This is a genomic window from Amycolatopsis marina, from assembly GCF_900111885.1.
GTDB lineage: Bacteria > Actinomycetota > Actinomycetes > Mycobacteriales > Pseudonocardiaceae > Amycolatopsis > Amycolatopsis marina.
In genome coordinates, this window is record NZ_FOKG01000013.1 from 35,841 (window position 1) to 60,974 (window position 25,134).

Here is a 25,134-nt window from a genome sequence, read left to right on the forward strand (position 1 = left end):
GACGTGACTGTGGGCGTGCCGCTCGAAACTCGGTGTCGAGAACCGAGGGGCACGATCACGGGACAGTAACGAAGGCTGGCGGGTTCCGCAAACACCCCCTGGAATGTCGTGATGTTCGTCACTCCACCAGGTAGGCGCTTGACGCTCCCCGAATGTCGCAACGTGATCAACACGGCGTAATCGATCTCAGCGTCTGTTGACAAACGCGCGTCACGAGATATTCGGGGCACCCTCGTGACACAACTCCCGTTCATCAGCAGGCTCTCAGCCGAAAGACCCGGTCAGCGGTCGCGTCGACGGCTTTGGCGACCTGTTCGACCGGTTCACCACGCAACTCGGCGAGCCCGCGGACGGTGTACGCCGCGCAGTACGGTTCGTTCGGCCTGCCCCGGAACGGATGCGGGGTCAGGAACGGCGCGTCGGTCTCCACCAGGAACTGCCCCTCGGGCACCAGCTTGGCGGCTTCCTGCAGCTCTCGCGCATTGCGGAAGGTGACCGGGCCCGCGAACGAGAGCACATAGCCCGCCTCGACGCATCTGCGGGCGATCGCGGCGTCCCCGGAGAAGCAGTGGAACACCACGTCGTCCGGTGCGCCCTCCTCGGTCAGGATGCGCAGCACGTCCTCGTGCGCGTCCCTGTCATGGATCATCAGCGGCTTGCCGAGGCGCTTGGCGAGGTCGATGTGCCAGCGGAACGCCTCCTGCTGGGCGGCGGCCGGGGAGTAGTCCCAGTAGTAGTCCAAACCGGTCTCCCCGACGGCCACGACCCGTTCCCCCATGGCAAGACGCTCCACTTCGGAACGCTCGGCCTCGCCGAAATCCTTGGTACGAGTGGGATGCACGGCGACCGCGGCGAAAACCCTGGAGTCCCAGGTGGACGCCTCGACGGCCCAGCGAGCGGCCGCGAGGTCGTCGGCGACGGTCACCACCCTGGTCACCCCGGCGGCCTCGGCCCGATCGACCATCGCCCTGACGTCCTCTGCGGTGGCAGCACCGCACGCGTCCATGTGGGTGTGCGCGTCGACCACCGGCGCCGGAAGCGGATCCGGCACCGGTGGCAGTTCAGCCTTGCTCAATGGGTGCCCATTCGGGTCCGGTCTCGCCCAGCTTCGGGTCGAGCTTCGCGAACAGCGGGGACGGCTTGGCCAGTGGCCGGCCCACCTCGATCGGCTTCGACTCCCAGCTGGCCTGCTCGGTCGTGTAGTCCCCGGTGAGGATGGGGTTGATCCGCCCTGGGATGTCGAGGTCCTCCACCTCCCGCAACTCCGGTTGCGAGGCCCAGATCCCCGTGCCGCCGAGCGCCTCGTGCACCTTCTGGGCCGAGTGCGGCAGGAACGGGGTGAGCAGCGTGTTGGCGTCCGAAACGACCTGCAGCGCGGTGTGCAGCACGCTGTCGCGCCGCTCCGGGTCCTCCTTGAGCTTCCACGGCTCCTGGTCGGAAAGGTACTTGTTCGCCGCGGACACGACGCGCATCGCCTCGCTCGACGCCTGCTTGAAGCGGGAACGCTGCAGATGCGCGCCGACCGTGTCGAACGCCGCCCTGGACAGGGCCTTGAGCTCCTCGTCGGCCTGCTGCGGCGCCTGCGGGCGAGGGACGGCACCGTTGTTCTTGTGGGCCATCGAGATCGAGCGGTTCACCAGGTTCCCCCACTCGTTGGCCAGCTCGAAGTTCGTCCTGCGGACGAACTCCTCCCAGGTGAAGTCGACGTCCTGGGTCTCCGGACCGGCGGCCGAGATGAAGTACCGCAGGGTGTCCGGGCCGAACTCCCGGAGGAAGTCGTGCAGGTAGATCACCGTGCCGCGGGAGGTGGAGAACTTGGAGCCGCTCATGGTGAGGAACTCGCTGGACGCGATCTCCGTGGGCAGGTTCAGCTCACCGTAGGGACCCGGCACCCCGCCCTTGTCGCCCTGGCCGTTGTGGCCGAGCAGCAGGGCGGGCCAGATCTGCGCGTGGAAGGTGATGTTGTCCTTGCCCATGAAGTGCACGACCTGGGCCTCGGGGTTGCTCCACCACTCCTGCCATGCGTCGGCGTCACCGGAGCGGCGGGCCCACTCGACGCTGGCCGAGAAGTAGCCGATGACCGCGTCGAACCAGACGTAGAAACGCTTCAGCGGCTCGTCCCGCCACCCGTCCAGCGGGATCTTCACGCCCCAGTCGAGGTCGCGGGTGATCGGCCGGGGCCGCATGTCGTCCACCAGGTTCCTGGTGAAGTTCAGGACGTTGGGCCGCCAGTCGGTCTTGGTGGACAGCCACTTGCCGAGCGAGTTGGTGAACGCGGGCAGGTCGAGGAAGAGGTGCTCGGTCTCGACGAACTTCGGGGACTCGCCGTTGATCCTGGACACCGGCCGGATCAGGTCGGCCGCGTCAAGCTGGTTGCCGCAGTTGTCGCACTGGTCGCCGCGCGCGCCGTCGTAACCGCAGATCGGGCACGTGCCCTCGATGTAGCGGTCGGGCAGGGTCCGGCCCGTGGAGGGGCTGATCGCGCCGGTGGTCTTCTTCGGCACGACGTATCCGTTGCGGTACAGCGAGAGGAAGATCTGCTGGGTGACCTCGGTGTGGTTGCCGGTAGTGGTCCGCGTGTAGAGGTCGTAGGTCACCCCGAGACCGCGCATGTCCTCGGCGATCACCTTGTGGTACTTGTCGACCGTCTGCTGCGGGGTCAGCCCTTCCTTGTCCGCCTGGACCAGGATCGGCGTGCCGTGCTCGTCGCTGCCCGACACCATGAGCACGCGGTTGCCGGCCATTCGCTGATAACGCGCGAACACGTCCGAGGGGACGCCGATACCGGACACGTGGCCGATGTGGCGGGGGCCGTTGGCGTAGGGCCAGGCCACCGCGGTCAACACAGGGGTGCTCATGCCTGTTTAGCCTACGGATAGCGTTCTGGCTGTTTTTCACGAGGGAGCGGAGGCGACGGGTGTCGGCGACTCGGTTACTGGTGCTCGGCGTCGTCCAGATCTACGGGCAGGCCCACGGCTATCAGGTCCGGCAGGAGTTGCTGTCCTGGAACGCGGACAAATGGGCGAACGTGCAGCCGGGCTCGATCTACCACGCACTGAAGAAGCTGACCAAGGAAGGACTGCTGGAGCTGGTGGAGCCCACCGGCGAGCCCGGGGGCCCCGATCGCGTCGCGTACCGGGTGACCGCCTCGGGCGAGGCACAGTTCGACCGGCTCCTGCAGACGATGCTCGCCGAGGTGCGCGACGACAGCGGCGGCACCGACCTCGCCGCCGCGTTGTCGTTCCTGCCCGCGTTGACCCGTGAGCGCGCGATCAGTTTGCTCACCTATCGCCTCACGCAACTCGAAGGAAAGAAGGCCAACCTCGACGCCGTGCTCCTGCACGGCTCCGACTGGGGCCAGCCGGAGCACGTCAACGCGCTCTACCGGATGTGGCTGAGCCAGATCGAGGCCGCCCGCACCTGGACGAACGACCTGATCGAGCGCCTGCGCGCCGGGGAGTACGCGATGGCCGATGACACCGACCCCGCGTCCTACCCGCCGAAGTCTCCCAGCTAGTCAAGTTTGACCAAACGTTGAGGCGTAGGGCACAGTGTCGACGTCACCAACTAGTCAAATTTGAATACCTTAGGGACTTCCATGATCAAGGCACGCGGCCTCGCGCGGCGGTTCGCCGCCCGGGGCCGGACCGTCGACGCCGTCCGGGGGGTGGACATCGATGTCGCCGAGGGCGAGCTCGTCGGCTTCCTCGGGCCGAACGGTGCGGGCAAGACGACGACCCTGCGCATGCTCACCACCCTGCTGCGGCCCACCTCGGGTGCGGCGACCGTGGCCGGCTGTGACCTCTTACGTGACCCCCTCGGGGTCCGCAAGCGAATCGGGTACGTCGCACAGGGCGGCGGAACCGCACCTGAGTGCAAGGTGAGCGAGGAGATCGAACTGCAGGGCAGGTTGTACGGGCTGAGCAAGGCCGACGCGCACCGCAGGGGCGCCGAACTCACCGAACGGCTCGACATCGCCGACCTGGACCAGCGGCTGACCAAAACGCTCTCCGGTGGCCAACGGCGCAGGCTCGACATCACCCTCGGCCTCATCCACGATCCGAAGCTCGTGTTCTTCGACGAGCCCACAACCGGACTCGACCCGCAGAGCAGGGCGAACCTCTGGGACCACATCCGCAGGCTGCGGGCCGAGCACGGGGTCACCCTGTTCCTCACCACGCACTACCTGGACGAGGCCGACTCACTGTGTGACCGGATCCTGGTCATCGACAACGGGGAGATCGTCGCGGAAGGCTCCCCGGACTCGTTGAAGGCCAGGGTCTCCGGTGACGGGGTGACGATCGGCGTGCCCGCGGAGTCGGTACCGAGGGCCGCCGAGGCAGCGGCCAAGCTCGAAGGTGCGCACGAGGTCACGACCACAGAGGACACCGTGCGGTTCCGGGTCCCACGTGGCGACACGGCCCTGCCGGAACTACTGCGCGCGCTGGACACGTCCGGAGTGGTGATGACCTCGATGCAGGTGCATCGCCCCACGCTCGACGACGTGTTCCTCACGCTCACCGGCCGTTCGCTGCGCGACGCCGAAGCGGGCACCGGCAACCAGACCGCGTCCTCTTCGGAGGTGTCCCATGTGGCGTGACATGTGGTTGATCTTCCGCAGGGACATGACGGTGTCGCTCCGCAATCCGGCGTGGCTACTGATCCAGATCATGCAACCGCTGCTGTACCTGGTGCTGTTCGGCCCGTTGATGGAGCGGATCGTCGAGAGCACACCCGGCTTTCCGCCCGGCGATGTCTGGCTGATCCTGACTCCCGCGCTGATCGTGATGATCGCGCTGTTCGGCAGCTCGTTCGTCGGTTTCGGACTGCTCGCGGAGTACCGCACCGGCGTTGTGGAACGGCTGCGGGTCACCCCGGCCAGCAGACTCGCCCTGTTGCTGGGCAAGGTCGGCGTGAACGCCGTGCAGGCGATCGCCCAGGCGGTGATCATCATTGTGTTGGCGTACCTCGTCTTCGGCCTGCGTGCGCCCATCGGCGGGATCGTGCTGTGCCTGGTCATGGTCGGCCTGCTCGCCGTGACGCTGGCGTCCTCGTCGTACGCGCTCGCGTTGCGACTGAAGAGCGAGGAGGCCTTCCCCGCGCTGCTCAACGCGATCCTGATTCCGTTGCTGCTGTTGTCGGGAATCCTCATCCCGATCACCGTCGGCCTCGCTCCGGCGTGGCTGTACAACCTGTCGCGGATCAACCCGTTCAGTCATGTGGTCGACGCCGAGCGAGCCGTGTTCCGGGGCGACATCAGCATGGACACCTTGTTCACCGGAGGGCTACTGCTTCTGGTGATGACCGTGCTCGCGGTGCTGTGGGGCGCCAGAACGTTCCAGCGCGAGAACGCCTGAACAGTCGGATACCGATTATCCCTGTTGGCGCGTTTGTCCCGCCTCGACGCGTCAACAGGGATAGCCTCACAACAATGACCATGCAGGACCCGGCGCGCGGGATAAATCTGACCCACCACGAGGTGGTGGACGACTGGCACGCCGTTCGCGCCGACGGTGTCAACTTCGCCAGTATCACGATCACCGAGAGTGCCAACTGGAGCGATCCAGCCGCTGCACGGAACCTGGGGGGCGCTCAGCAGGCCGGATTGCATACGGGTGGCCGGCATTTCGCCCGTCCCGGTGGAGCGCCGGATCAGGCCGAGCACTTCGTCCGGATCGCGAAACCGCTCGGTGCATTCGCCCCCGGCTCCCTCGCACCGGCGCTGGACGTCCGGGTGGAGGGAGTGGACGATCGATTCATCCGCAGTTGGATCAAGACGGTCCGCCAGGCCACGGGCATCCGCCGCGTACTTGTCTACGCCGACTTCGAGCAGTGGTCGCACGCGTTTCACCCGGACAAGTGGGCCGACTCCGAGGTGGTGCTCTGGCTGGCCCGGCACAACGGGATTCCCGGCAGACCCGGCTGGTTCCATGCCCGACTCGGGCTGCACCAGCACGAGCACGGCCGGGACGCGCTCGTCTATCCCTTCACGCTGACCGACGTGCTTCTCTAGTCTCCCTGGATCAGCCTGCTGCGCATGAGAAAGACGTTGTACGGCTCCCACTGGGAGAGCAGGAAGTAGATATCCGGCCCGTCGAGGGCCCAGGGATGCAGGTAGCCGCCGTAGAGCGCGGGATGGTCCCGGCCGGACACCACCACCTCGCCCGGAGACCACGGCCCGGTGAGTTCCTCAGCTGCGCGCAGCACGATCGCGGCCCGGTCCTCGTCCAGATGCATCGCCAGCCAGCATCCGAAGTGGACGTTGTACGCCACGGAGAGCTCCCCCACCGGACCGTCCAGCACCGGTACCGCCGATGACTCGTGACCGGCCCATTCCCGGCCGGTCCAGTACTCGTAGGCCGATGACCGAAGAATGTCCGCTGTGTGGACCCTGGCGAGGTACCCGGGTCCGAACCGTCCTTGCGTCGTGCCGAACAGGTAGACGTGCTCGCCGGAACGGGCGAAGGCGCCGATCTGGAACCGGCTGTTCCTGCCCCACTTGTTGGACCAGCGCGCGGCACGCGGTTTGGCCCAGGTGACCCCGCCGTCGGTGGAGACGGCCACGCCCGAGTAGTTGGTGCGCCAGGTTCCCGGGCGGCCCCACTCGCGCACGGACATGTAGTGCACGAACTGGTTCCCGTCGACGGCGATGCCACTGTTCGGGATGATCGTGGCCTCCCGGCCGCTGCCCGAGGCGATGACCTGGGTGGCTCCCCCGTCCGGACGGGCCACCACGTCGTCGAGCAGCAGCCCCCGGTCCAGATCGCGGTTGCTGGAGAAGGCCAGCACGTTGCACCGCCAGTCGGCGTCCGGCGGGCCGGCGCCGTTCCCGCCCCAGCCACGGCCGTAGGTGTCGCCAAAGAGCACGAACACCCTGCCGTCCCCGCCGTCCCAGAGGATGCCGAGGTCGGTCGCGAGAATGCCGAACCGTTCGTCGGTGCGGTTGACCGAACCAGCCCCGGTCACCGTGGCGATCTGCGTGGTCACTTCTGGTACGAGCCGAACGGACATGGTCGCGACGCTACCCAGTGCGCACGTGGCTCGCCGGTTGGCGAGATCGCGGCATCAGACCCGAATTCCGGCCCACCGGGCGAATCGGGCGAGCGAGTCGGTCGTGCCTCGCTCAGCGCTCGCCAAGGCGCGAACCGTCTCCCGCACGGCCGGATGGTGGCGGGTGTTGTGCGGGGCGACTCGACGGGCGGCATTCAGTTGCGCCAGAGCCTCCGTTCGGTCGCCGTGCAGGGCCCATGCCCTGGCCATGTCGATGTGGTGGTGACCGACTCGCTCCGGTCGACGTGGATCGACAACGTGTACCCGCGCGGCGCGGCCCACTGCTTCGGTGCCGTCGTAGTACTCCACGGGGACCGCGCACCAGTGCACCGCGATGTTCGTCGCGCTGGCATCGATGTTGTAGTACGGAGTCTCGGGTGGCCGAAACTGCTCGGCCAGCGCCCTCGCCTCGTCGAGAAAGCCGTCGGCCTGCTGCCGGTCGCCTGCCCTGGCTGCCAGCACGGCGGCACGCAAGTTCAGTTGCACGGTCAGTGCGCGCCCCGCCCGCCGCGTGCCGACATGCTCCCGAGCGCGACTGATGACACCGAGCCCGGAGGCGTACTCGCCGTGCTGCAGGTGCCCACTGGAGCGGTGATAGGCACTGATCGCAATGCGCAGCGGGTCGCCCGTCTCCGGCGCGAGCCGGATGTGCCGCTCGGACGCGACGGCGGCGAGGTCCGCCTGCCGGAAGCGTCCGGCCACGGTGGCCGTCATTCGGTACGCATCGTGTAGTGCCGCTCGCGCCCGTTCGCCGGAATGTCCGGGCTGCTCGGCCAGCACATACAACTGGTGGAGCAGGTCGGGCAGTTCGTGCGCGGCCGTCGCGTACCGAAGTCCGTACACATGGTGGGCAGCGGCGGCGAGGCGGCCGAGGACCGGCTCCAGCCGCAGCGCCGGTCCCTCAGGGGCGGGATCGTCGTAGGCATCGAGCGCCGTACGCAGCGCGCCGAGGTTGGCGAGTTCGCCTGCGGGCTGTTCCACGATCTCCCGCTCGTCGGTGCCATAGAGGTGCGACGGGCGCAGTCCGAGCGCCCGCGCGGCTCCGGCGACGAAGGCCGCGCTCGGCGGAACGGCACCCTGCTCGACCTTTTTCACGAGTGACAACGAGAAGTGCGCGCGAAAAGCAAGCTGGTGCTGTGTGAGTCCACGCAGTTTGCGAAGTTGGCGCAACCGGTCCCCGACGCCGACCTGCTCAGTCATTGTCACTCCGCTCGCGATTGTCCCTTCGCTGTCCCTCCAGCCTTCCATACGGCGGCACGCTGCGACATGTCCAAGACCAACGAACGGAGCGGTGAATGTTCTGGACAGACAGAGTGCGCCGACGAGCTGCTCGGGCGGTCGACCCGGCCCTGGTCGACCGCCCGATTATCGGCGGTCTGCGACATCGCATCCCAATGGCCGTCCCACCAGCAGACAATGCGATGATGACACTGCTGTGCGGCTTTGAGCATTCGGAGGAAGCCAACCGGCCTTCACCGCACATCTACGACTGCCACGCCTGCGAGGACGTCCACCGCGAACACCAGGACGGACCGCAGTGATCGAACGCGACAGGGAACTCCTCGCTCGCCTGCGCAGGGTGAACTCCAACCTCGGCACGGTGGTGGTCGAGATCATGGCGCAACAGGATGGCGGCGAATTGCCCCCGGACCCCTTGCGCTTGCTCGGGCGGAACTTCGCCGAACTCGGCGACGAACTACTCGCCCGCGCGGCCGAACGTGACGCCGTGGTGCTTGAGGGAGAGGTCCTGGATCCGCCCGCGATCCATTGATCCACGCTTCGACCGTACGGGCCGAAGGTCGCCAAGGCGGTAAGGCGACAATGTGGACATGCGGTTGGTGCGCAGGGTCCTGCGCTCGGAGGTCTCCCCGGAACGGGCGCTGCTCCTGCTCGAGGCGCGCGCTCGTGCCCGTGGCCTGCCCGCGCCCGCCGCACTGTCCGGCGAGTGGTTCGCCTCCCGTGCGGTTCTCGTACCCAGCCTCGCGACCTCACCGCTCGACAACGCCGGACACGCCTTCGCCGCTGTGGCCCGGAAGGTCACCGTGGAGCCGGGCTCCACCGACGGTGCGGTCGGCGGCGGCTGGTTCGGCTACCTCTCCTACCAGCTCAGCGACCCGGAGGGCCGAAGCGCGCCGCTGCCCGCCGCCATCGGTGGCTGGGCCGATCACGTGCTACGGCTCGACGCACGAGCGCAATGGTGGTTCGAGGCTCTGGTACCGGCGGACGAGCCGGAGCCCACCGACCTCGCCGACGAACTGGAGGAGCTACTGGCCGGGCCGGTTCCCGTCCCGACCGGCTGGACACCGGCACGACTGGCTCGGCCGGACTCAACGCTGCACGAGGACGCGGTCCGCTCCTGTGTGCGGGCCATTGAGGCGGGTGAGCTGTTCCAGGCGAACATCTGCAGCCGGTTCGAGAGCACCTTCGACGGCTGCCCTGCCGAGTTGTTCGCCGAGGGTGTCCGGCGGATGCGGCCCCGGCGCGCGGCCTACCTGTCGGGCGAGTGGGGCGCCGTCGCCTCGCTGTCGCCCGAACTGTTCCTCGCCCGCTCCGGCCGGACCGTCCGCTCGACGCCGATCAAGGGAACCCTGCCACGTCGTGGCCCCGGCGACGACCTGCTGGCCGCCCGCCTGCGCGAGTCCACGAAGGACGTCGCGGAGAACGTGATGATCACCGACCTGGTGCGCAACGATCTCGGCCGCGTGTGCGAGACCGGGAGCGTGCACGTGCCCGACCTGCTCACCGTCACCCCCGCACCCGGCGTGTGGCATCTAGAGTCCACAGTGGAAGGCACACTGGCAGTCGGCAACGACGACGCCGACCTGCTCCACGCCACGTTTCCGCCGGGCTCGGTCACCGGCGCGCCGAAGCTGCGCGCACTGGACCTTATCGCCGAGCTGGAACCGGTCGCGCGCGGTGTCTACACCGGTGCGGTCGGCATGGTCTCGCCGATTGCGGGGCTCGAGTTCAATGTCGCCATCCGGACGTTCGAACTGCACGACGGCAGGGTCTTCCTCGGGGTCGGTGGTGGCATCACCGCCGAGTCCGACCCGGCCGCGGAGTGGCAGGAATGCCTGCACAAGGCGGCTCCGCTCGAAGAACTGCTGCGGACACCACCTCGCCCCTAACCCAACCACCACCCCACGCCCGTCACTTGCTGGTGTCGAGGACCAGCTTTCCGGTGGTGCCGCGGGACCTCAGCGCCTCGTGCGCCGCACGCGCCTCGGACAACCCGAACACCCCGCCCGAGATCGCCCGCACGTCACCGGCGAGGGCCAGCTCGAACAGTTCGGACATGGCCTCCCCGAAGACGTTGCCCGGCAGGGTGAAGGCGTGCGGCAGCCACATCCCGGACACGGTGGTGGAGTGCTTGAGCAGGGTGGGCAGTACGACGGGCTTCGGCTGCTCCCTGCTGGCCATTCCGAAGAACGCGAGCCTGCCGAACGGGGCGAGTGCCGCAAGGCTTTCGTCGGTGACCCTGCCACCGGTCATGTCCAGGACGATGTCGACGCGCTCACCGCCGTTGGCCGCACGCAGGGCCGCGGTCATGTTCTCCGCGCGCGAGTCCACGGCCTCGTCCGCGCCGAGGCTCCGCGCGAGGTCGCGCTTCTCCTGGCTGCTCGCCGTGGCGATGACCCTGCCCGCGCCCCAGGCCTTGGCGAGCTGCACCGCGATCGTGCCGACACCGCCCGCTGCCGCGTGCACGACCACCGACTCACCCGCACGCAGGTGTGCGTTGCGGCGCAGCAGCATCCAGGCGGTCGTGCCCTGCACGATGAAGGACAGGGCGGTCAGCTCGTCAACGCCGTCGGGAATGTCGTATGTCCGCGCCGGATCCGCCACCGCGCGCTGCGCGTAACCGCCGCCGTCGATCAGGGACACGACCCGCCTGCCGTCGCCGGTCCTTCCGGCGACCTCACCGCCGGGCACCAGCGGCAGCTCGCTCGGCGCGAGGTAGGTGTTCTCCGCCTGGTGGGTGTCGGCGTAGTTCACTCCGGCATGGGTGACGTCGACGAGGACCTGCCCCTCGCCCGGCTCCGGGTCCGGCAGTTCGACCTGCCGCAGCACCTCGGGCCCGCCGAACTCGGTGACCTGCACAGCACGCATGAAATGACCACACCCTTCTCGCTCGAATGAGACGATCCTACATATGTCTCAATCAGCGATGAGACATACAAGTGATATGTTTCATCGGTGGCACCATCCCGTCCCGATGCCGCCCGCGCCCACGCGGTTGCCCGAGACTGGTTCCTCGCGGGCAGGCGCATCGACATGCGCGACCTCGCCGCCGAGGTGGGGGTCAGCCGCGCCACGCTCTTCCGTTGGGTGGGCAACCGGGACCAGCTGCTCGGCGAGATCCTCTGGTCATTGGCCGAGCCCGTCTTCGACCGCCGCTACCGTGCGCGCGCCGAGACGGGCGCCGATCTGGTCGCCGCCACCGTCGGGGAGTTCGCCGCGACGGTGAACGCCGACGAGGCGTTCCGCGGCTTCCTCCGCGCGGAGCCGGAACGGGCGCTGCGGGTCCTGACCACGAAGGCAGGCGGCGTCCAGCAGCGCACGATCACGAAGCTGGCCGAGGTGATCCGTGAGCAGGTGCACCTCGGCAACCTGACACCGCCGTTGCCCGTGCCGGACCTCGCCTACCTGGTGGTCCGGATCGCCGAGTCGTTCATCTACACCGACGTCATCACCGGCGGGCAGCCCGACGCAGACAAGGCGCGGGAGGCAGTCGCCGCCCTGCTGCGCTGACTTCGAAGGGAGCCCGCAGGAACTGCAAATTCGACCGTCGGAACTGCCAACTCGGGCCCCGGAAGTGCAAAGTCGGGTCAGGGGCGGGACTGGAGGACCGCGTCGTAGAGCTCCTTCTTGGAGACGCCTGCGGCCGTGGCCACCTCGGCGGCCGCGGACTTCATCCGTTCGCCCGCCGCCACACGGTCGCGCACCTCGGTGACCAGGTCCGCCATGCTCACCTCGCGCGGCTCGGCGCCCGCCAGCACCACGGTGATCTCCCCGCGGACACCGTCGGCCGCCCAGTCCGCGAGCTCCGCGAGCCCGCCCCTGCGGACCTCCTCGTAGGTCTTGGTCAGCTCCCGGCACACCGCGGCCCTGCGGTCCCCGCCGAGGGCCTTCGCGGCATCGGCGAGCGTCACGGCGAGCCGGTGCGGTGACTCGAAGAACACGGTGGTGCGCTCCTCGCCCGCCAGTCCGGCGAACCAGCGCGCCCTCTCCCCACTCTTGCGCGGGGCGAAGCCCTCGAAGCAGAAGCGGTCCGAAGGGAGCCCGGACAGCGCGAGCGCGGTGGTGACCGCGGAAGGGCCGGGCAGGCAGGTGACCGGCAGGTCCTCCTCGACGCACGCCGCCACCAGCCGATAGCCGGGGTCGGAGACGCTCGGCATGCCGGCGTCGGTCACCAGCAGCACCGTCTCGCCGTCCCGCAGCGCACCCAGCAGCTTCGGCAGGCGGGCCACCTCGACGTCCTCGTAGAAGCTCACCACCCGGCCTGCCGGGGTGACACCGAGTGCCGTGGTCAGCGACCGCAGGCGCCGCGTGTCCTCGGCGGCGATGACGTCCGCCGAGCCCAGCGCCTGGACGAGCCGCGCGGACGCGTCCCCCATATCACCGAGCGGGGTGGCGGCCAGCACCAGCCCACCGGCCGGTGGCCTGCTGCTCATTCGCACTCCTCGCGTTGTTCTCGGTACCGATCCAGGCTAGCGCGCGATCGCGGTACCGAGGCACGGACGACGATCTCACACGGCGGGGCCTACGATCTCTCCTCGTGACCGCGCTGCTGACCCGCACGTCCGGGGACGGGGCACGTCCGGATCCGGAGCCGTCGACGCGACCACCGAGCGATCGCGAGGCGACCCTACTGGGCAGGCCCATGCCAGGCGATCGGGCCCGCGCCCTGATCGTCACGCTCGTACTCACCGCCATCGGCGGCATCGTGCGACTGCAGAACCTCGGCTTCCCGACCGACAAGGGCGCGCCGGTCTTCGACGAGAAGCACTACGTCCCGCAGGCCTGGCAGATGCTGCGCAACGGCGGGTACGAGGACAACGCGGGCTACGAACTCGTGGTCCATCCCCCGGTGGCCAAGCAGCTCATCGCCGTCGGCGAGTGGCTGTTCGGCTACAACGGCTGGGGCTGGCGCTTCAGCGCGGCGATCGTCGGCACCCTGATAATCCTGCTCACCATCAGGATCGCAAGACGCTTGACCCGGTCGACGCTGCTCGGCGGCGTCGCGGGGATCCTCGTCATCTGCGACGGTGTGCTGCACCTGCAGTCCCGCATGGGGATGCTGGACATCTTCATCACGGTCTTCGTGCTCGCCGCGTTCGGCTGCCTGCTGATGGACCGCGAGCAGGTGCGGGAACGACTGGCCGTCGCCGTACGTGAGGGCTGGGTCGACGAGAGCCCCTACGGTCCCCGGCTCGGCTTCCGCTGGTGGCGGTTCGGCGCGGGAGTGCTGCTCGGTCTCGCCACCGGCGTCAAGTGGTCGGGCGCGTACTACATCGTCGCGTTCGGTCTGCTGTGCGTGGCCTTCGACATCGCCGCCCGGCGCGCGGCCGGAGTTCGCAAGCCCTGGCTCGGGGCGCTGCGGCGCGATCTCGGCCCCGCGATGTGGAATCTCGGCGTGATCGCCGTGCTGGCCTACCTGAGCACCTGGTGGGCCTGGTTCGCCAGCGAGACGGCGACCGATCGCAACTACGTCGAGATGGAGAACGTGGCCGCGGGCCCGTTCGGCTTCGTGCCCAACGCACTGCGCTCGCTGCTGAGCTACACGTTCAACGTGCTCGACTTCCACGAGTCGCTGTCCACACCGAAGGACGATCCGCATCCGTGGGAGTCGAAGCCGTGGACGTGGCCGATGGGCCTGCGGCCGATGCTCTACTACTTCGAGAACGGTGACAACGCGGCAGGCTGCGGCCAGTCGGAGTGTGTGCGGGCCACGATGCTGATTGGCACACCCGCGTTGTGGTGGCTCTCGTTGCCGATGATCGGCTGGGGTCTGTGGCGCTCGGTGTTCCGCGCGGACTGGCGCTACGCGGCCGTGCTCGTCGCCTACCTGGCCGGCCTGCTGCCCTGGTTCCTCAACCTGGACCGGCAGATGTACTTCTTCTACGCGACCCCGATGGCGCCGTTCCTGATACTCGGCCTGACACTGGCGCTCGGCCAGATACTGGGCAGGGCTCGAGCCGGAGTCGAAAGACGCGGGACAGGTCTGCTCGCGGTAGCCCTCTACACAGGACTGGTCGTCGCGAACTTCGTCTGGTTGTGGCCCATCCTCAACGGGGACTCGATCACGAACGACCACTGGCAGTCGCAACTGTGGCTGCCGTCGTGGAAATAGACCGCCACTGACAATTCTCGGCGAACGAGGCTGACAAAACGCGACAGGCTTGTCACCTGATACGCCTATTGCCGGAATCGAGAAAGCCGACGACGGTGGTATAGACCACTTCACCGACGAAGGGTTTTGCCATGGTTGGTCGCAGAGCGTTCCTTGCCGGTCTCGGAGCAGTGGCGCTGGCAGCGCCCACAGCCACCGCGTGGGCGAGCCCCGGACGCAGATCCGCGCAGGCAGGCCTTCCGCTCACCGTGGTGAACAACTCCGGCGAGTTCGGCAACGGTTCCATCCGGATGTACATCGTCGGTTCCGATCTGGAGACGAAGACGCAGTCTCGGGTGACCGCCGACGGCCGACTGGTTCCGGTGTCGTTGTCGGACAACGGCTCCGACGGTTTCGCCGACTACGCGATCCCGTTGGCCGGCTCGGGCGAGACCATGCTGAGCCTGCCGAGCATGTCCGGCCGGATCTACTTCGCCCTTGGTGGGGAACTGAAGTTCAGGGTCGTCGCCGACGGCAACGGCAATCCGGCACTGCAGTACCCGGCGGGCTGGGTCGAGTCCGATCCGAACTTCCGGCTGTTGCACGACAGCGTCGAGTTCACCTATGTCGCGCCGGGTGTCGGCGATCTCAATCCCGGCATGTACTGCAACACGACGATGGTCGACCAGTTCAGCGTTCCGCTCGCCATCAGGCTGGACGGTTCCCGTTTCCAGACGACGGGAACGCTGGTTGCCGGCGGCAGGCAGAAGATCTTCTCCCAGATCCGGGCCCAGGCTGGCTTCTCGTCACTTGTGGTGGACGACCTGCGCGTTCTCGCACCGGGTCACGGGCTGGACGCGGGCCGGTTCGACAGCGGCTACTACCGTTCCTATGTGGACAAGGTTTGGCACACCTACCGCGGAACCGACCTGCGGATCCGGACGAACAGGGGACTGTTCACGGGCAGGGTGGATTCCGCCGACCAGTTCACATTCCTCAGCGACGGCGGCGAACGAACCGCACCATTCGCCAGGCCCAGCACCCGGGACGTCCTGTTCTGCGACGGCGCACTCACCTCGCCGAACGACGGAATCACCGGCCCTGTCGGAGCCATTCTCGCCGCCGGGCTCAACAGGTCGACACTGCACAGCCATGCCGACCAGCCGACGACCGACGCGGGCTCCTTCTACCGTGATCCCGTCACCAATCACTACGCCAGAATCATGCACGCCAACACAGTGGACGGGCGGGCGTACGGCTTCGCCTACGACGACGTGGCGGAGTACGCCTCCTACGTCCAGGACGGCAGCCCGTCCCGGTTCACCGTGACCCTGACGCCGTTCTGACCTGGTGCCGCGTGACGACAACTAGCGGATCCGGGGCACGATCCGGGTCACCGGGCCGTCGGCCGATGTCCCGGACCGGGACAACCAGCCCTCGATCTCGTGTTGCACGGACTTCAGTGTCGGCCGGTTGCGCGGTTCCGGATCGAGCGACGCGATCAGCAGCCGGGCATGCACGCTGCGGCGCGGGAGCCGGGACGGCGGTTCCGCCCGCGCGGCGGCCATGAGTGCCGCCATCGGGGTCTCCCGCGTCCCCCTCGGCGGGGTGCCGGACAGGGCATAGCTGACGGTCGCGGCCAGCTGCCAGGCATCGGAGGCCGGGCTGGCCGCGGCCCCGGCCGCTGTCTCCGGCGCGACGTAGTCCGGGGTGCCGATCATCATTCCGGTGGCGGTCATCGTGGAGTCGCCCTTGCTGCGGGCGATACCGAAGTCGATCAGGTGCGCCAGCCCCGCCGGGTCGAGGATGATGTTGGACGGTTTGACGTCCCGGTGCAGCACGCCCTTGTCGTGGGCGGCGGAGAGCGCTCCGGCCATCGTCGCCCACAGCCTGCCTGCCGCGATGTCGTCCAGCGCGCCCGCGGAGTCCACGACGGTGGCCAGCGGCTGCCCCTGCAGGTACTCCATCACGAGCGCGAGCCCGTCCGGCTCCTCGACCAGGTCGTACACCCGCACACAGTTGGGGTGGTTCAGCGCCGCGAGCGCCCGCGCCTCGCGCTGCATGCGCTCCTCGGTGTCCCGGTCGGGAGCGTGCGCGATCTTCAGCGCCACGGTGCGGCCGAGCTGGTTGTCCACGGCCTCCCACACGGTGCCGAAGCCCCCGTGGCCGAGCCTGCGGACGCGGCGGTAGCGGCTGCTGCCCGACTGCCCCGCTCCGGGCGGCAACGGCACCGGGCCCGGGGCGGCCGCGAGCGCGGCGGGCGCCACCGAGGTCGGCGGGTACTGCTTCGGGGGCTGCGGCGGCGGTGCGGGCTCGGGCTCCGGTGGCACGTAGGGCGGCGGCTGGGGGCGTTCCGGTGGCCGCTCCGGCTGCTGCTCCGAGCGCTTGATTGCGCTCCAGCTCGGTGGGCCGATCAGCGCGACCGGGATGATGCCGAGCACCGTGATCGGCAGGAAGCCGAGCCAGAGGTGCACAGCCGTATTGGCCTCGACCGGCACGGAGAGGAAGAACAGTGCGACGAAGGAGCCCCAGAAGAAGCGGCCCGGCCAGCTGGGCCCGCGGCGGAACGCGGAGCGCGCCTGCAGCGCGATGAACAGCAGGGCCAGCAGCGGAAGACCGACCAGCGCACCCAGGTAGTAGCCATAGGCGAGCGCGTCGTTCGACGGGTAGAACAGCACCTCGTAGACGTTCTGCCCGCCGCCGAGGTACTCCGACTGAACTCCGACGAAACCGCACAACTCCGTCTTCAGCGAGTCGCCGTTGCCGCCGAGCCCGGTCGGATCACCGGAGAACGCCGCCCGGTAGATCCCGGAGATGCCGTTCATCAGGAGTAGTGGCAGCAGCAACACGAAGAGCACGGCGATTCCGGCGAACACGGAGATCGTCACCGCGTTGTAGCGGTTGCCGGTGCCCTTGCGGATGATCGCGACGGTCACCGCGCCGAGTACCGGGAAGAGAGCGATCAGCGCCCCGGCGGTGCTGGTCGCCCACACCCAGTCCCCAGGGCAGAAACCCGGGGCGAAGAGCTCATAGGCCAGCACCAGCAACGAGCTCGCGAATGAATCCACCCCTCGCTCCCTCGCTGTCGCCGGTCCGGCCGATCCGATCGAACGCGTGCCGCGTCACACGGTCACGCCGCCACACAGTATGGCGCGTGGCCTACTGGCGGGGTTGCCCGGCCGTCAGGTTGGACACGTCTACGCAACCCTCGCGGCTCGAGCGCACACGGTTCATGATGAGGCGAGCAGACCGCTCGATGCCGTAGGAGGAGAGCCGATGGGTGCGTACGCCGAGACCTTCCGCCACAGCCTGGAGGATCCGGAGGGTTTCTGGCTGGAGGCGGCGAAGGCGATCGACTGGACCCGGCCCCCGACCCGGGCACTGGACGACAGCGCCGCCCCGCTCTACCGGTGGTTCCCGGACGGGGAGCTGAACACGTCGTACAACGCGCTCGACCGGCATGTGGCGGCCGGGCACGGCGGGCGGACCGCGCTGATCTACGACTCACCGGTGACCGGAGCGAAAAAGCGGTTCAGCTACGCGGAGCTACTGGACCAGGTCGCCCGGTTCGCCGGTGCGCTGACCTCGCTCGGAGTCACCAAGGGCGACCGGGTGATCATCTACCTGCCGATGGTGCCCGAGGCCGTGATCGCGATGCTGGGCTGCGCCCGGATCGGAGCCGTGCACTCGGTGGTGTTCGGCGGCTTCGCGCCGAAGGAGCTGGCGGCCAGGGTCGAGGACGCCGAGCCGAAGGTGATCGTGGCCGCGTCCTGCGGAATCGAGCCCACCAGGGTGGTGGAGTACAAGCCGATCATCGATGCGGCACTGGCGACGACGGAGCACCAGCCCGACCGGGTGGTCGTGCTGCAGCGCGACGCCGCACGGGCCGACCTCGGTGAACGTGACCTGGACTGGGCCGGGCTGATGCACGATGCCGAGCCCGTGGCCCCGGTTACGGTGGCCGCGACCGACCCGCTCTACGTGCTCTACACCTCCGGCACGACGGGCAAGCCGAAGGGCGTCGTGCGCGACACCGGTGGGCACGCGGTCGCGCTGACGTGGTCCCTGCGCAACGTCTACGGCATCCAGCCCGGTGACATCTGGTGGACGGCGTCCGACGTCGGCTGGGTCGTCGGTCACTCCTACATCGTCTACGCGCCGTTGCTGCTGGGCGCGACGACCGTGCTGTACGAGGGGAAGCCGGTAGGCACCCCGGACGCGGGCGCGTTCTGGCGGGTCATCGCCGAGCACGGGGTGAAGGCGCTGTTCACCGCGCCCACCGCGCTCAGGGCGGTCAAGAAGGTGGACCCGGACGCGGCCGAGCTCGCCAAGTACGACCTTTCCCGCTTCGGCACGCTGTTCCTCGCGGGGGAACGGCTGGATCCCGAGACCTACCACTGGGCGCGCGACACCCTCGGCGTGCCCGTCATCGACCACTGGTGGCAGACGGAAACAGGTTGGCCGATCTCGGCCAACCCGCGTGGCCTCGAACCGCTGCCGGTCAAACCGGGCTCGTCGACCGTGCCGATGCCGGGCTGGGACGTGCGGATCCTGGACCAGAGCGGCGAGGAACTCCCGGCAGGGCAGGAGGGCGCGATCGCGATCCGGCTGCCGCTGCCACCTGGGGCGCTGCCGACGCTGTGGGGCGACGACGAGCGCTATGTGGAGGCCTACCTGTCGCGCTACCCCGGCTACTACCTCACCGGGGATTCCGGGTATCGGGACGCCGACGGCTACCTGTTCGTCATGGGCCGTACCGACGACGTGATCAATGTGGCGGGGCACCGGTTGTCGACCGGATCGATGGAGGCGGTGCTCGCCGCCCATCCGGCGGTGGCCGAGTGCGCCGTGATCGGTGTGCGCGATCAGCTCAAAGGTCAGCTGCCGCGTGGTTTCGTCGTCCTTAAGTCCGGTGTGGACATTGAAGAGAAGGTGCTTCGGGACGAGCTGGTCGCCGCGGTGCGCGCGGACATCGGTCCGGTCGCGGCGTTCCGGGACGTCGCCGTGGTGGACGCGCTGCCGAAGACCCGCTCCGGCAAGATCCTGCGCAGGACGATGCGCGGGATCGCCGACGGCCGGGACGAGCCGGTGCCGTCCACCATCGAGGACCCGGCGGTGCTCGACGCGCTCCGCGAGGTGTTGCGCGGACCGGCCTGAGTCCGCGCGGCCCGCACACGCGCACTTTCCCGGGAAAGTGGGCCTCCGAAACTCGCACTTTCCCGGGAAAGTGCGCCCGCGTTAAGCCCGGAGCTGGGGGCGGAGCAGCCGCGCGCGGCACTTTCCCGGGAAAGTGGGCGGGTGGGGTACGGGCGCCCCTCGACGGACGAGTACTCCAATTGGCGGATTTCCCCGGAACGAGATTGGTCTATACCTTTACGGGTCTCCTCACCCCGTATCGGAGGTGTTCTGTGCGTAAGCGCATACCCGTGACCAGCCTGCTCGCCGCGGCGACGCTGGGTCTTTCCACCCTCGGCCTGTCGGCTGGGATGGGCACCGCGGCGGCGACCCCGCCGACGTCGTCCACGGCGTCACACGGCCAGCAGAGCTTGTCGGACGTGATCCCGGCACCCGTCGAGGCCAAGTCCAACCCCAGGGCCGACTTCTGGCTCAGTCCGTTCACCCACATCCGCACCCAGCCCGGCTCGGCGGAGGCCAAACAGGTCGGCAAGTACCTCGCGAGCACCCTGCGCCCCGCCACCGGATACCCCCTTCCGGTGACCTCGGCGAAGCACTCCTTCCTGCCGAGTATCTCGTTGCAACTGGGCAAGACCGACCCTCGCGTCGGCGACCAGGGGTACCAGCTCGACGTGACCAAACGCGGCGTGACCATCAAGGCCAACACCGCCGACGGCCTGTTCTCCGGCGCGCAGACCCTGCGTCAGCTGCTGCCCGCGCAGATCGCCGCGGACTCCCCGCAGCCGCGGATCTGGAAGGTGCCGGGCGGCAGCATCGTGGACTACCCGCGGTTCGAGTTCCGGGGCGCGATGCTGGACCTCGCCCGCCACTTCCACGAGCCGGACGAGATCAAGGCCTACATCGACCACATCGCCGCGTACAAGATCAACTACCTGCACCTGCACCTGACCGACGACCAGGGCTGGCGCATTCAGATCGACAGCTGGCCGGACCTCACCACGAAGAGCGGCGGCCCCGGCACCGGCGTCGACGGCGAAGGCCCTGGCTTCCTGACCAAGGCCGAGTACGCCGACCTGAACGCCTACGCCGCGTCCCGGCACATCACGATCATCCCGGAGATCGACATGCCGGGGCACACCAACGCCGCTCAGCACGCCTATGCCGAACTGAACTGTGACGGGGTCGCGGTGCCACCGCGCACCGACATCGAGGTCGGCTACAGCTCGCTGTGCATCGACTCGGAGATCACGTACACCTTCGTCGAGGACGTCATCCGCGAGCTAGCCGAGATGACCCCCGGCCCGTACCTGCACATCGGCGGGGACGAGGCGCACGCCACCACGGACGAGGACTACAAGAAGTTCATGGACCGGGTCATGCCGATGGTCGCCAAGTACGGCAAGACCATCTACGGCTGGGACGAGATCATGCAGGTGGACCCGCCCACCTCGGCCGTTGGGCAGTTCTGGGACACCGACGGCCAGGACGCCGACGTCGCGGAGGCGGTCGCCAGGGGCAACAAGATCGTGCTCTCCCCGGCGAACAAGGCCTACCTGGACATGAAGTACAACGAGAACACCCGGCTCGGACTGAAGTGGGCGGGCTTCGTCGAGGTGCAGGACGCCTACGACTGGAACCCGGGCAGCCACGTCCAGGACGTGCCGGAATCCGGGGTACTCGGGGTGGAAGCTCCACTGTGGTCGGAGACGCTGCGGACACTCGACGACATCGAGTACATGGCGTTCCCGAGGCTGCCCGCGATCGCGGAGCTCGGCTGGTCCACTGAGGCGAGCCACGACTGGGAGTCGTTCCGGCAGCGGCTCGGCGCGCAGGGACCGCGCTGGGAACAGCAGGACATCAACTTCTACCGCTCCCCACAGGTCGACTGGCAGTAACCACCGTCCCCAGACCGGGAATTCGTCGACGAATTCCCGGTCTGGGGCACTCAGCCGGCGGTGGGGCCGTCCAAATCGGCCACCTCGGCGTCGGTGAGCAGGCGGGAACGGATCAGGAACCGCACGCCCTCCGGCGCCTCCAGGGAGAACCCGCTCCCCCTGCCGGACACCACGTCGATGGTCAGGTGCGTGTGCCGCCAGTACTCGAACTGCGGACCGGACATCCACACCGGAACATCGGCGATCCCGGGCACCACCAGATCACCGAGGTGCACGTCGGCCGCGCCCGTGCGGAACTCGCCGTGCGGGTAACACATCGGCGCGCTGCCATCACAGCAACCGCCGGACTGGTGGAACATGACCGGGCCGTGCTGCTTTACGAGCCGCCGCAGCAGCTCGGCCGCGGCCTCCGTCAGGTCGACCCGCCTTGCCCTCATCACGTCCGCCTTCCCTTCCTCGCACTTTCCCGGGAAAGTGCGAGGCCGCTTGCGGGCACGTCCAGGTCACCGGCTTGCCCCATCGCACTTTCCCGGGAAAGTGCGATACCGCGCGTGCGCAACTACGACACCTCGTGGCGGAAGTGCGCCGCCGATCAGAAGAAGCCCAGCGCCTGGTCGGAGTAGCTGACCAGCATGTTCTTCGTCTGCTGGTAGTGATCCAGCATCATCTTGTGGTTCTCCCTGCCGATGCCGGAGGCCTTGTAACCGCCGAAGGCCGCGTGCGCGGGGTAGGCGTGGTAGTTGTTCACCCACACCCGGCCCGCCTGGATGTCACGGCCCGCGCGGTAGGCGACGTTGCCGTCGCGCGACCAGACACCCGCGCCGAGCCCGTACAGGGTGTCGTTGGCGATCTTCAGCGCGTCGTCGTAGTCGTCGAACCTGGTCACCGACACCACGGGCCCGAAGATCTCCTCCTGGAAGATCCGCATCTTGTTATCGCCCTCGAAGATCGTCGGCTGCACGTAGTAGCCACCGGAGAGCTCGCCGCCGAGGTCCACCCGCTCGCCGCCGGTGAGCACCTTCGCGCCCTCCTGCCTGCCGATGTCGATGTAGGACAGGATCTTCTCCAGCTGATCGTTGGAGGCCTGCGCGCCGATCTGCGTCTCGGTGTCCAGCGGATGGCCCTGCTTGATCCGCTTCGTCCGCTCGACGACATCGCCGAGGAACCGGTCGTAGATCCCGGACTGCACCAGTGCTCTGGACGGACAGGTGCACACCTCGCCCTGGTTCAGCGCGAACAGCGTGAAGCCCTCCTGTGCCTTGTCGTAGAAGGCGTCGTCGGCCGCCGCGACGTCGTCGAAGAAGATGTTCGGGCTCTTGCCGCCGAGCTCCACCGTGACCGGGATGATGTTCTCGCTGGCGTACTGCAGGATCAGCCTGCCGGTGGTGGTCTCCCCGGTGAAGGCGACCTTGCGCACCCGGGGGCTGGAGGCCAGCGGCTTGCCCGCCTCCACGCCGAAGCCGTTGACGACGTTCAGCACGCCGGGCGGGATCAGGTCGCCGATCAGCGAGAGCAGGACGTGGATCGAGGCCGGGGTCTGCTCCGCGGGCTTGAGCACGATGGCGTTGCCCGCCGCGAGTGCGGGTGCGAGCTTCCAGGTGGCCATGAGCAGCGGAAAGTTCCACGGGATGATTTGGCCGACCACCCCGAGCGGCTCCTGGAAGTGGTAGGCCACGGTGTTCGCGTCGATCTGCGAGATGCCACCCTCCTGGGCACGCAGCGCACCGGCGAAGTACCGGAAGTGATCGATGGCGAGCGGGATGTCGGCGGCAAGGGTCTCCCGGACCGGCTTGCCGTTCTCCCAGCTCTCGGCGACCGCGATCCGCTCGAGGTTCTGCTCCATCCGGTCGGCGATCCGGAGCAGGACGTTCGCCCGCTCGTCGGCCGACGTCCGGCCCCACGCGGGCGCCGCCCCCTCCGCGGCGTCCAGGGCTCGTTCGACGTCGTCGGCCGTACCGCGGGCGATCTCGGTGAAGGGCTGCCCGGTGATCGGGGTGGGGTTCTCGAAGTACTGCCCCTTCGCGGGCGGCACGTACTCGCCGCCGATGAAGTGGTCGTAGCGAGGCGCGTAGTCGACGACGCTGCCTTCGGTGTTGGGTGCCGCGTACCTGGCCATGAGCTGTACCGCCCTCCTGCTGCGTTGCACGAGTCCTGCTGGTGGCGGCGACAGTAAGGAGGGCAACGTTGCACGCACGTTGCAGGCTCGTGAGCGGCGTCACTACTGTCGTTGACATGGCGGTGCGGCCGACAGCCGAGATGCTGCGCGATCCGATCTCGTACGCGCGGCTGCTGCGTCGCGTCCACGACGAGGTCCTCTCCGGCGAACCGGCATCGCACGCCCCGCGCCCGGTGATCTCGGAGTCCTGGGACCGTTCCCTGGCCGCGCGCGTCGACCCCGACAGCAAGCTGCCGCCGCAGGTGTACGGCCGAGGAGAGCTCGACGACGTGCGCGCCGCCCACCCGCTCGCCCCCGTGCTCCCGCTGCTGCGCGAGACGCTGGTGAGCATCGCCGACGACGCCCAGCACATCATGATCGTCACCGATGCCGGGGGACACATCCTCTGGCGGGAGGGCTCGACCGGCGTCTGTGTGCGGGCGGACCGCGTCGGGCTGGCCGAGGGCACCCGGTGGGCCGAGGAGGCGATCGGCACCAACGCCATGGGCACGGCATTGGCGACCGGTGAACCGGTACAGATCTACTCCGCCGAGCACCTGGTGCGCACTTACCACACCTGGACCTGCGCGGCGGCACCGTTGCGGGACCCGGAGACCGGCGCGCTGCTCGGCGCGATCGACGTCAGCGGCCCGCTGCGCACCGTGCATCCCGCGATGCTCGCGCTGGTCACCGCATCGGCCGGTCTCGCGGAGGGACAGCTGCGGGCCCAGCTCGCGGTGCGCGACGAACGGCTGCGCCGGACGAACATGCGGTACCTGGAATCGCTGCGCGGCGAGCCGGGCGCGCTGTTGTCAGCGACCGGCCGCGTACTCGCCACCGAGTCCTGCGAACAACTTCCCGCCACCGTGGAAATTCCCGCGAGCGGCGGCATGGTGGTGCTGCCCGACGGCAGGCTCGGCGAACTCGAACCGCTGCGGGAGGGGTTCCTGCTCCGGCTGCGGCGCTCCGCGACGCCGCGCGGCGCGGCGCCGGCGCGCCGACTGAACCTGACCTTCCTCTCCGGGAGCGACCCGGTGGCCACAGTGGACGGCAGGGAGATCCCGCTGACGCTGCGGCACGCCGAAATCCTCACCCTGCTGGCGCTGCATCCCGGCGGGCTCACCGCCGACCGCCTGGCCTTCCAGCTCTACGGCGACGCGGGCAACCCGGTGACGGTGCGCGCCGAGATCCACCGGCTGCGCACCCAGCTCGGTTCCGACGTGGTGCGGACCCGCCCGTACCGCCTCGCCGCGGACATCGACGCCGACTTCCTCCGGGTACGCGACGCCCTGCACAGGGGCGCGGCACAGCAGGCCGTGGGCTTCTTCGACGGCCCGCTCCTGCCGGACTCCGAGTCCCCCGCCGTACGGGAGGAACGGGAGTCACTCGTCGCCCTGGTCCGCAGGATCGTGCTGGACAGTGCCGACCCGGATGCACTCTGGAGCTTCTGGGACACCTCATGCGGGGTGGACGATCCGGAGGTCGTCGCCGCACTCTGCGACGCCCTCTCGGCCGCGGATCCCCGCAGGTACGTCGCACTCACGCACCAGGCGCGCCTGGCACCGTGA

21 protein-coding genes are annotated in these 25,134 nt (G+C 68.6%); 12 read left to right on the forward strand and 9 right to left on the reverse strand.

Annotation, left to right across the window (positions count from 1 at the left end):
* Positions 1-253: 253 nt before the first annotated feature.
* Together BM199_RS20810 and metG are read right to left on the reverse strand one after the other, a co-directional pair.
* Positions 254-1,075 carry a TatD family hydrolase gene (locus BM199_RS20810; protein WP_091674967.1) on the reverse strand — a complete coding sequence of 274 codons (822 nt, stop codon included), beginning with the start codon at positions 1,073-1,075 and terminating at the stop codon, positions 254-256.
* The gene (gene metG, locus BM199_RS20815) at positions 1,062-2,858 is read right to left on the reverse strand and encodes a methionine--tRNA ligase (protein ID WP_091674968.1); all 1,797 of its coding nucleotides are present in this window, start codon (positions 2,856-2,858) and stop codon (positions 1,062-1,064) included. Before metG ends, BM199_RS20810 begins: the two co-directional genes overlap by 14 nt.
* Before the next feature lie 59 nt (positions 2,859-2,917).
* Here metG and BM199_RS20820 point away from each other — a divergent pair, with 59 nt between their 5' ends.
* From BM199_RS20820 to BM199_RS20835, 4 genes are all read left to right on the forward strand, one after another.
* Positions 2,918-3,517: a PadR family transcriptional regulator gene (locus BM199_RS20820; protein WP_091674969.1), complete on the forward strand. Its 600-nt coding sequence runs from the start codon at positions 2,918-2,920 to the stop codon at positions 3,515-3,517.
* An 81-nt stretch (positions 3,518-3,598) separates the two neighbouring features.
* Complete coding sequence (locus BM199_RS20825) at positions 3,599-4,600, forward strand: ATP-binding cassette domain-containing protein (protein WP_091674970.1); 1,002 nt, start codon at positions 3,599-3,601, stop codon at positions 4,598-4,600.
* Positions 4,590-5,357: an ABC transporter permease gene (locus BM199_RS20830; protein WP_091674971.1), complete on the forward strand. Its 768-nt coding sequence runs from the start codon at positions 4,590-4,592 to the stop codon at positions 5,355-5,357. Before BM199_RS20825 ends, BM199_RS20830 begins: the two co-directional genes overlap by 11 nt.
* 74 nt (positions 5,358-5,431) lie before the next feature.
* A complete protein-coding gene (locus tag BM199_RS20835; RefSeq protein ID WP_091674972.1) occupies positions 5,432-6,013 on the forward strand; it encodes a glycoside hydrolase family 25 protein in 582 nt (193 codons plus the stop codon).
* Here BM199_RS20835 and BM199_RS20840 read toward each other — a convergent pair.
* Both BM199_RS20840 and BM199_RS20845 read right to left on the reverse strand, forming a co-directional pair.
* On the reverse strand, positions 6,010-7,011 hold the full coding sequence (locus BM199_RS20840; protein WP_091674973.1) for a glycoside hydrolase family 183 protein: 1,002 nt from the start codon (positions 7,009-7,011) through the stop codon (positions 6,010-6,012). The two genes, BM199_RS20835 and BM199_RS20840, sit on opposite strands and share 4 nt — an antisense overlap.
* Before the next feature lie 54 nt (positions 7,012-7,065).
* Positions 7,066-8,250 (reverse strand): helix-turn-helix domain-containing protein, encoded by a 1,185-nt coding sequence (locus tag BM199_RS20845; RefSeq protein WP_177242715.1) that lies wholly within the window; start codon positions 8,248-8,250, stop codon positions 7,066-7,068.
* Positions 8,251-8,587: 337 nt separating this feature from the next.
* On the opposite strand from BM199_RS20845, the gene BM199_RS20850 reads away from it, so the two are divergent.
* Positions 8,588-8,821: a hypothetical protein gene (locus BM199_RS20850; RefSeq protein ID WP_091674975.1), complete on the forward strand. Its 234-nt coding sequence runs from the start codon at positions 8,588-8,590 to the stop codon at positions 8,819-8,821.
* Positions 8,822-8,879: 58 nt separating this feature from the next.
* On the forward strand, positions 8,880-10,178 hold the full coding sequence (locus BM199_RS20855; RefSeq protein ID WP_091674976.1) for an aminodeoxychorismate synthase component I: 1,299 nt from the start codon (positions 8,880-8,882) through the stop codon (positions 10,176-10,178).
* A gap of 22 nt (positions 10,179-10,200) precedes the next feature.
* Here the strand turns inward: BM199_RS20855 and BM199_RS20860 are convergent, their stop codons facing one another.
* Positions 10,201-11,157, reverse strand: coding sequence for a quinone oxidoreductase family protein (locus BM199_RS20860; RefSeq protein WP_091674977.1), 957 nt, complete (start codon positions 11,155-11,157; stop codon positions 10,201-10,203).
* An 87-nt stretch (positions 11,158-11,244) separates the two neighbouring features.
* Here BM199_RS20860 and BM199_RS20865 point away from each other — a divergent pair, with 87 nt between their 5' ends.
* Positions 11,245-11,799 (forward strand): QsdR family transcriptional regulator, encoded by a 555-nt coding sequence (locus tag BM199_RS20865; protein WP_091674978.1) that lies wholly within the window; start codon positions 11,245-11,247, stop codon positions 11,797-11,799.
* 77 nt (positions 11,800-11,876) lie between these two features.
* On the opposite strand, the gene rsmI is transcribed toward BM199_RS20865, so the two are convergent.
* Positions 11,877-12,722, reverse strand: coding sequence for a 16S rRNA (cytidine(1402)-2'-O)-methyltransferase (gene rsmI, locus BM199_RS20870; protein WP_091674979.1), 846 nt, complete (start codon positions 12,720-12,722; stop codon positions 11,877-11,879).
* Between the two features lie 104 nt (positions 12,723-12,826).
* On the opposite strand from rsmI, the gene BM199_RS20875 reads away from it, so the two are divergent.
* Together BM199_RS20875 and BM199_RS20880 are read left to right on the forward strand one after the other, a co-directional pair.
* The gene (locus BM199_RS20875) at positions 12,827-14,401 is read left to right on the forward strand and encodes a dolichyl-phosphate-mannose--protein mannosyltransferase (protein ID WP_091674980.1); all 1,575 of its coding nucleotides are present in this window, start codon (positions 12,827-12,829) and stop codon (positions 14,399-14,401) included.
* Positions 14,402-14,532: 131 nt separating this feature from the next.
* Positions 14,533-15,726, forward strand: a complete 1,194-nt coding sequence (locus BM199_RS20880) for a beta-1,3-glucanase family protein (protein ID WP_091674981.1) — start codon at positions 14,533-14,535, stop codon at positions 15,724-15,726.
* A gap of 21 nt (positions 15,727-15,747) precedes the next feature.
* Here BM199_RS20880 and BM199_RS20885 read toward each other — a convergent pair whose 3' ends face one another.
* Positions 15,748-17,448: a serine/threonine-protein kinase gene (locus BM199_RS20885; protein WP_091674982.1), complete on the reverse strand. Its 1,701-nt coding sequence runs from the start codon at positions 17,446-17,448 to the stop codon at positions 15,748-15,750.
* A 208-nt stretch (positions 17,449-17,656) separates the two neighbouring features.
* Between BM199_RS20885 and BM199_RS20890 the strand changes: the two genes are divergently transcribed.
* Together BM199_RS20890 and BM199_RS20895 are read left to right on the forward strand one after the other, a co-directional pair.
* Positions 17,657-19,537, forward strand: coding sequence for a propionyl-CoA synthetase (locus BM199_RS20890; protein ID WP_091674983.1), 1,881 nt, complete (start codon positions 17,657-17,659; stop codon positions 19,535-19,537).
* Positions 19,538-19,866: 329 nt separating this feature from the next.
* A complete protein-coding gene (locus BM199_RS20895) occupies positions 19,867-21,411 on the forward strand; it encodes a beta-N-acetylhexosaminidase (protein WP_091675120.1) in 1,545 nt (514 codons plus the stop codon).
* A gap of 50 nt (positions 21,412-21,461) precedes the next feature.
* Here BM199_RS20895 and BM199_RS20900 read toward each other — a convergent pair whose 3' ends face one another.
* Positions 21,462-21,848: a DUF779 domain-containing protein gene (locus BM199_RS20900; protein WP_091674984.1), complete on the reverse strand. Its 387-nt coding sequence runs from the start codon at positions 21,846-21,848 to the stop codon at positions 21,462-21,464.
* 155 nt (positions 21,849-22,003) lie between these two features.
* Entirely contained in the window at positions 22,004-23,527 is a 1,524-nt protein-coding gene (exaC, locus tag BM199_RS20905) for an acetaldehyde dehydrogenase ExaC (RefSeq protein WP_091674985.1), read from the reverse strand.
* A gap of 116 nt (positions 23,528-23,643) precedes the next feature.
* Here exaC and BM199_RS20910 point away from each other — a divergent pair, with 116 nt between their 5' ends.
* A complete protein-coding gene (locus BM199_RS20910; protein ID WP_091674986.1) occupies positions 23,644-25,134 on the forward strand; it encodes a GAF domain-containing protein in 1,491 nt (496 codons plus the stop codon).